Annotated in this window: 4 protein-coding genes; 3 read left to right on the forward strand and 1 reads right to left on the reverse strand. The window is 52.2% G+C overall.

The genetic code is table 11. The features are described from left to right. Positions 1-3,889, reverse strand: a 3,889-nt coding sequence (locus ACLTD4_RS23695; RefSeq protein WP_412331604.1) for an acyl-CoA dehydratase activase-related protein, incomplete at its 3' end; no start/stop codon positions are given. A gap of 234 nt (positions 3,890-4,123) precedes the next feature. On the opposite strand from ACLTD4_RS23695, the gene ACLTD4_RS23700 reads away from it, so the two are divergent. Genes ACLTD4_RS23700 through pyk form a run of 3 tightly spaced genes read left to right on the forward strand, consistent with a single transcriptional unit; the run spans position 4,124 to position 7,399 of the window. Further along, positions 4,124-5,065: a magnesium transporter CorA family protein gene (locus ACLTD4_RS23700; protein WP_002601434.1), complete on the forward strand. Its 942-nt coding sequence runs from the start codon at positions 4,124-4,126 to the stop codon at positions 5,063-5,065. A 33-nt stretch (positions 5,066-5,098) separates the two neighbouring features. After that, on the forward strand, positions 5,099-5,944 hold the full coding sequence (locus ACLTD4_RS23705; protein WP_055659672.1) for a rhomboid family intramembrane serine protease: 846 nt from the start codon (positions 5,099-5,101) through the stop codon (positions 5,942-5,944). 18 nt (positions 5,945-5,962) lie between these two features. Further along, on the forward strand, positions 5,963-7,399 hold the full coding sequence (gene pyk, locus ACLTD4_RS23710; RefSeq protein ID WP_055659674.1) for a pyruvate kinase: 1,437 nt from the start codon (positions 5,963-5,965) through the stop codon (positions 7,397-7,399). The last annotated feature ends 228 nt before the right edge of the window (positions 7,400-7,627 follow it).

Genomic DNA, 7,627 nt, shown 5'->3' on the forward strand with positions numbered 1-7,627 from the left:
GGGCTACTCTGCGGAAATACTCAAGGAGCGAGATTCCCATGTTGCAGAGATTAGCGCTTGATTTTTTGCCTCCTAAGTTGGCGGCCTTAAAGTTGCTGTTGTAGAAGCAATATAACAGGAAATCCATCAGATCCGGCATCACGGCCTCGGCGCCCTCGGATTCCAGCAGTTCCACGATGTGGTTGTTGGCCAGAGGCGAGAACTTGACGAGGATTTCTCCGACGATTCCGACCTTTGGCTTCTGGAGTCCCGGAATTCTGGGAAGCTCATCGAAATCCCGGATGATTCCCGAAATATTGCGGGAAAACTCCATCATGTTCGGGATCCGCTTCGACAGGGACTTAATGCACCGCTCTTTCCATTTCCGGTGAAGCGCATTGGTGGAGCCGGGCTCCTTCTCGTATGGCCTTGTGGCGTAGAGGACCCTCATGAAAATGTCGCCGTAGACGACCGCCTGCATGGCCTTGGTAAGCAGCGGCAGCGTGATGGCAAATCCGGGGTTCGTCTCCATGCCGTTGGCGTTGACGGAGATGACCGGAATCTGGCCCATGCCGGCGCGCTCTAAGGCACGGCGGATAAAGCCGATATAGTTGGATGCACGGCAGCCGCCTCCGGTCTGGCTCATGAATATGGCTGTGTGGTCTAAATCGTATTTGCCGGACAGCAGGGCGTCCATGATCTGGCCTACCACGATTAAAGAGGGGTAGCAGGCATCGTTGTTGACGTACTTTAAGCCTGTGTCGATAGCGGAGCGGTTGTCATTCTGCAGGACCTCCACCTTGTAGCCGAAGGAGCGGATCGCCGGTTCGATTAAGTCGAAATGGATCGGCGACATCTGCGGGCAGAGGATGGTATAATCCTTCTTCATGTCCTTCGTAAATGTTATGCGGTGGTAGGCGCTGGAAATCACTTTCCGCTCATAGTGCTTCTTATCGCGCACGCGGAGCGCGGCTATGAGAGAGCGGACGCGGATTCTGGCTGCGCCTAAATTGTTGACCTCGTCGATCTTGAGCACCGTATAAATCTTTCCGGAGCCGGTTAAGATATCATTTACCTGGTCCGTGGTGACAGCGTCGAGGCCGCAGCCAAAGGAGTTTAACTGGATTAAATCCAGGTTGTTCTGTGATTTTACGTAGCTTGCGGCACGGTAGAGGCGGGTGTGGTACATCCACTGGTCCGTGACGACAAGAGGCCGTTCGATCTCTCCCAAATGGGAGATGGAGTCCTCTGTCAGGACCGCGAAGCCGTAGGAGGTGATCAGTTCCGGAATTCCGTGGTTGATCTCCGGGTCCACATGGTAGGGACGGCCTGCAAGGACGATGCCGTGGCGGTCGTTTTCTTCCATCCACTTCAGTGTCTCCTCGCCCTTTTTCTCCATGTCCAGACGGGAGGCCAGAAGCTCCTCCCACGCCTTGTGGGCGGCCGCTTTCACTTCCTCAGCGGGGATCTGGAAATCCTCAAAGAAGACCTCGGTCAGCCGTTTTGTCAGGACCTCCTCGTTGGTAAACGCCATAAAAGGATTGAGGAAACGGACGTTTTCCGTCCCCAGCTCTTCCACGTTGTTTTTGATGTTTTCGGCGTAAGAGGTGACGATGGGGCAGTTAAAATGGTTGCCGGCATCAGGAGTCTCGTTGCGCTCGTACGGAATGCAGGGATAGAAGATGGTCTTAATGCCCTGCTTGATCAGCCACTCGATGTGGCCGTGAGTGATCTTGGCCGGGTAGCATTCCGATTCACTGGGGATGGATTCGATTCCCAGCTCGTATATCTTCCTGGTGGACTGCGGGGAGAGTACCGTGCGGAACTTCAGCTCCTTTAAAAAGACAGCCCAGAAGGGGTAGTTCTCATACATGTTCAGCACCCGCGGGATACCGAGCACGCCTCTTGTGGCTAAATCCGCGCTCAGCGGCTCGTAATCGAACATGCGGTGATATTTGTAATCAAATAAGTTGGGGATCTCCCTCTTGGCCCGTTCCTTACCCAGCCCTCTCTCACAGCGGTTGCCGGTGATGAACTGCCGGCCGCCGTCGAAACGGTTGATCGTCAGAACGCAGCTGTTGGTACAGCCCTTGCAGCGCGTCATGGAGGTCTCGTAGTGAAGGCTCAGGATCTTCTCCATGCTTAACATGGAGGTGGTCTTCGTACTGTCATACCGCTCTCTGGCGATCAGCGCGGCTCCGAAGGCGCCCATGATGCCGGCGATGTCGGGGCGTACCGCGTCACACTCGGCGATCTTCTCGAAGCTTCTTAAAACCGCGTCGTTGTAGAACGTACCGCCCTGTACGACGACGTGTTCACCTAAATCGGAGGCGCTGGTGATCTTGATGACCTTAGGCAAGGCATTCTTGATGACGGAGTAGGCGAGACCCGCGGAAATGTCGGCCACGGTCGCCCCTTCCTTCTGCGCCTGCTTTACATTGGAGTTCATGAACACGGTGCAGCGGGTTCCGAGATCCGTGGGATTTTTTGCAAAGAGCGCTTCCCTCGCAAAGTCCTCCACACTGAAATTCAGGGAATTGGCAAATGTCTCGATGAAAGAACCGCAGCCGGAGGAGCAGGCCTCGTTTAGCTGAACGCTGTCCACGGTGCCGTTCTTGATGCGGATGCACTTCATGTCCTGGCCGCCGATGTCCAGGATGCAGTCTACGTCCGGCTCGAAAAACGCCGCGGCGTAGTAGTGGGAAATGGTCTCCACTTCCCCTTCGTCCAGCAGAAACGCGGCTTTTAAGAGCGCCTCGCCGTATCCGGTGGAGCATGAGTAGACGATCTTGCTGTCCTCGGGCAGCTGGCTGTCGATCTCGCCCATGGCCCGGATCGCCGTGGCCAGAGGGCTGCCGTTATTGCTGCTGTAAAAGCTGTACAGGAGCGTGCCGTCCTCGCCGACTAAAGCCACCTTGGTGGTGGTGGAACCGGCGTCGATACCCAGGAAGCATTTCCCGTGGTAAGAGGACAAATCGCCCTTTGTCACGCAGTGATTCTCGTGGCGTCTTGTGAACTCATCGTAATCCGCCTGGTCTGCAAACAGTGGATCCATGCGCTTTACCTCGAATTCCATACGGATTCCGGAGGATAAACGGGTAATTAAATCTTCCACGGACAGGAGCGCGCCGCGTTCCTCCGCGTTTAAGGCCGCGCCGATGGCGGCAAATAAATGAGAGTTCTCCGGGGCGATGATCGCGTCTCCGCTCAGATGCAGCGTGCGGATAAATGCCTTACGGAGCTCCGGCAGGAAATGAAGCGGACCTCCCAGAAATGCTACATTGCCCCGGATTGGCTTCCCGCAGGCCAGGCCGCTGATGGTCTGGTTGACCACCGCCTGAAAGATGGATGCCGCCAGGTCTTCTCTCGTAGCGCCCTCGTTGATGAGAGGCTGGATATCAGATTTAGCGAAAACGCCGCAGCGGGCCGCAATCGGGTAGATCGCTTTGTAATCCGCCGCATATTCATTGAGTCCGGCCGCGTCTGTCTGTAAGAGCGCAGCCATCTGGTCAATAAAAGAACCGGTGCCGCCTGCGCAGATACCGTTCATACGCTGGTCGATGCCTCCGGTAAAATAGATGATTTTTGCATCTTCTCCGCCAAGTTCGATTGCAACATCGGTCTGTGGGGCATAATCAGTAAGAGAAGCGGCTACCGCAACGACTTCCTGAATAAATGGAATCTCCAGATGCTTCGACAGCGTGAGTCCGCCGGAGCCGGTAATGGCAGGCCGTAAGTCCATGGGACCGAGCAAGTCGTAGGCTTTTTTCAAGAGGCTCGCCAGCGTTTCCTGTATATTGGCAAAATGCCGTTCGTAATCAGCGAACAATATGTGATGATCACCGTCTAATATTGCAATCTTAACGGTGGTAGAACCGATATCGATTCCTAACGTGTTATATGTAGTCATATGCGCGGGGATACTCCCCTGCCTCCTTCGTGTATAAGTAAGTTGTCGGGCTCACCGCACCCAGTTTACCATAAAATAAGAAATAATACAATCGCCGTGCTGTGTTAAAAAGTGTTAAAAAATAGTAAAATTTGTGTAAGATCGCCAAATCTGTTTAAAGTTCGTTTGACAAAAAAGGTATGGGACTCTATAATGTATAAGTCTAAGTATGCCAAGTAAAGGGGGAAGTATCTCATGATTCGCATTTTTAAAACAGAGAACGGTCTGATTCACCAAAAGGATGAGCTGTCACCAGGATCCTGGATCGCGCTTACAAACCCTACGGCAACGGAGATTCTGGAGATTGCCAACACTTACGGGATTGATCCCGATGATTTAAGGGCGCCTCTGGATGAAGAAGAGCGTTCCCGTATTGAAACCGAGGATAATTACACCTTAATCCTGGTGGATATTCCGAGTATCGAGGAACGAAACGACAAGGACTGGTATGTGACGATCCCTATGGGCATCATCACGACGGAAGAGGTCATCATCACGGTCTGCCTGGAAGAGACACCGGTACTGGGGGCGTTTATGGACGGCCGTGTGAGAGATTTCCACACGTATATGAAGACCAGGTTCATTCTGCAGGTGCTTTATAAAAACGCATCGCTTTTCCTTCAGTATCTGAGAATCATCGACAAGAAGAGCGGCGTTATCGAGGAAAAGCTTCACAAGTCCACGAAGAACCGGGAACTCATCGAGCTCCTGGAGCTGGAGAAGAGCCTTGTATACTTCACGACCTCCTTACGGTCCAACGAAGTCGTACTGGAAAAGCTGATGAGAAACGAGAAAATCAAGAAGTATCCGGAGGACACGGACCTTCTGGAGGACGTTATCATCGAGAACAAGCAGGCCATCGAGATGGCCAACATTTACAGCGGAATTTTGAGCGGCACCATGGATGCATTTGCCTCCGTTATTTCCAATAACCTGAATATCGTCATGAAGTTTCTGGCGACCATCACCATCGTCATGTCCATACCGACCATGGTGGCCAGCTTCTACGGAATGAACGTGAATTCAAGTGGAATGCCGTTTGCAGACAGCCCTTACGGATTTTTGATTGTCCTGGGATTTACGCTGGTGCTGACGCTGATCGTAGCCTGGATCTTTTCAAAAAAAGATCTGTTCTGATCTGTTATCAATGTATGTGAGAAGGATGAAAGAATGAAATTTTTTTACAATCTGGAACGCAAGTTTAAACGGTATGCGATTCCGAACCTGATGTATTATATTATCCTGATGTACGGCGTCGGACTCTTAATGGAGATGTTCGCCCCGGGATTTTACTGGCGGTTTTTATCGCTGGACGCGCAGGCGATTCTGCACGGTCAGATCTGGAGAATCGTGACATTTATGATTTACCCGCCGGGAGGCGGTATCTTTGGAAGCCTGATTTCCATGTATTTATACTATATGGTAGGAAATACGCTGGAACGTGTATGGGGGGCATTCCGGTTTAATGTGTATTTCTTCATGGGAATTATCGGCCATGTGGCGGCGTCGCTGATTCTGTATGTATTCTTTGGCACGCCGGTGTATCTGACAACCGAATTCTTAAACTTTTCCCTGTTTTTTGCCTTTGCTGCGACATTTCCCGATCTGGAATTCCTGCTGTTTTTCGTTATTCCGATCAAGGCGAAATGGCTGGCTCTGTTTAATGGTATCTACTTCCTGTACGGCTTTGTCAAAGGGGGAACGAGCGTTCGCGTCACCATCGTGTTGTCTCTGTTAAACTTCATCCTGTTCTTCTTTATGACGAGGAACTTTAACCGGGTGAATCCGAAAGAGATCAAGCGCAAACGGGATTTCCAGAGGCAGACGAAGATCATGCCCCAGGGAAGCACCCATCACAAATGCGCGGTCTGCGGCAGGACGGAGAAGGATGATCCGAACTTGGAATTCCGCTATTGTTCCAAATGCGAAGGCAGTTATGAGTACTGTTCCGAGCATTTATATACACATAAACACGTTACCCGGGAGGAAGACGAAGCCCGGAAAACCACGAAATAACCAGCTTGGAGGAAATCAATGAAGAGAACTAAAATTATCTGCACCATGGGTCCGAACACGAATGACCGCAATTTAATGAAGGCACTTGCCGAGAACGGCATGGATGTTGCAAGATTTAATTTTTCCCATGGAGATTACGAGGAGCAGAAAACGCGTCTCGATATGTTAAAGAGTGTCAGAGAGGAGCTGGATTTACCGATCGCTGCTCTTTTAGATACAAAGGGACCGGAGATCCGTACCGGCGTTTTAAAGGACGGAAAGAAGGTTACCCTGGTGGAAGGCCAGACGTATACGCTTACAACCGATGACATCATCGGCGACGAGACGATGGGCCACATCACCTATGAGCGCCTGCACGAGGATGTGAAGGCAGGCAACAAGATTCTGATCGACGACGGCCTGATCGAACTGGATGTTGTGGAAGTGAATGGAAACAATATTGTCTGCAGCGTTGTAAACGGCGGTGAGCTGGGCGAGAAGAAGGGCGTGAACGTGCCGAACGTAAAGGTCAAGCTTCCGGCGCTGACAGAGAAGGATAAAGCCGATATCTTATTCGGTATCGAGCAGGGCTTTGATTTTATCGCTGCGTCATTTGTGAGAACCGCTGCGGCAATTCTTGAGATTAAGGAAATCCTTTCCGAGCATGGCTCCAACATGGCTGTAATCGCTAAGATCGAGAACGCGGAAGGCATTGAGAACCTGGACGCGATTATTGAGGCCAGCGACGGAATCATGGTAGCCCGCGGCGACATGGGCGTGGAGATCCCGGCTCAGGAAGTACCGTATATCCAGAAGATGATTATTGAAAAATGCAACGTAGCCTGCAAACCGGTTATCACCGCGACTCAGATGCTGGATTCCATGATCCGCAATCCGCGCCCGACGAGAGCCGAGGTTACCGACGTGGCCAACGCCGTATATGACGGAACCGACGCGGTGATGCTGTCCGGCGAGACTGCTATGGGCAAGTATCCGGTGGAAGCGCTGTCGATGATGGCCTCCATCGTGGAGGAGACAGAGAAGCATCTCGATTACTCCGCGTACCGGAAACGCCGTGTATCCGCTGCCAACGTGCATAACATCTCCAACGCCGTCTGTTCTTCATCCGTGGGAACCGCCCACGACTTAAATGCGAAAGCCATCGTTGCGCCGAGCATCACCGGATTTACGACGAGAATGCTTTCCAAATGGAGACCGGAGTCCCTGGTAATCGGTCTGTCACCGAGCGCTTCCGCTGTGCGTCAGATGCAGCTCTACTGGGGCGTTAAGCCGTTCCATGCAAAGCGTGCAGAGTCCACCGACGTTCTGATCTATTCCTCCATCGAGCTGTTAAAGGCCAAGAATATCGTGAAGGAAGACGATCTTGTCATTGTAACTGCCGGAGTGGTAAGCCCGACAAACAAGCATGAGCCTGCGGCACACACCAATATCTTGCGTGTGGTAACGGTTGATTAAGTAAAATAGGGGTTTTGTGGTGGTAGATACGCGGACTTTTTCACAGTCTGGCCGGAAAAGGGAGAGTGGGCGGCAGGGAGGGAAAGGTTCAGGGATTCCGAGGGGGTGGGACTAAGGGCGAACAGCCCCCTCCGCAGGGGTTCCGGTCAATTCGACCGAACGCCTGATGCGTTCGCTCTCAGTGCCCGCAAAATCGCGTCCTGAAAACGCGATTTTGCCCCTGCTCCG

The sequence above is a fragment of the Hungatella sp. genome (genome assembly GCF_046966825.1).

Coding starts and splice junctions, on each gene's coding strand:
- ACLTD4_RS23700 (WP_002601434.1), top strand. CDS start 4,124: ATGATTCGCATTTTTAAAACAGAGAACGGTCTGATTCACCAAAAGGAT.
- ACLTD4_RS23705 (WP_055659672.1), top strand. CDS start 5,099: ATGAAATTTTTTTACAATCTGGAACGCAAGTTTAAACGGTATGCGATT.
- pyk (WP_055659674.1), top strand. CDS start 5,963: ATGAAGAGAACTAAAATTATCTGCACCATGGGTCCGAACACGAATGAC.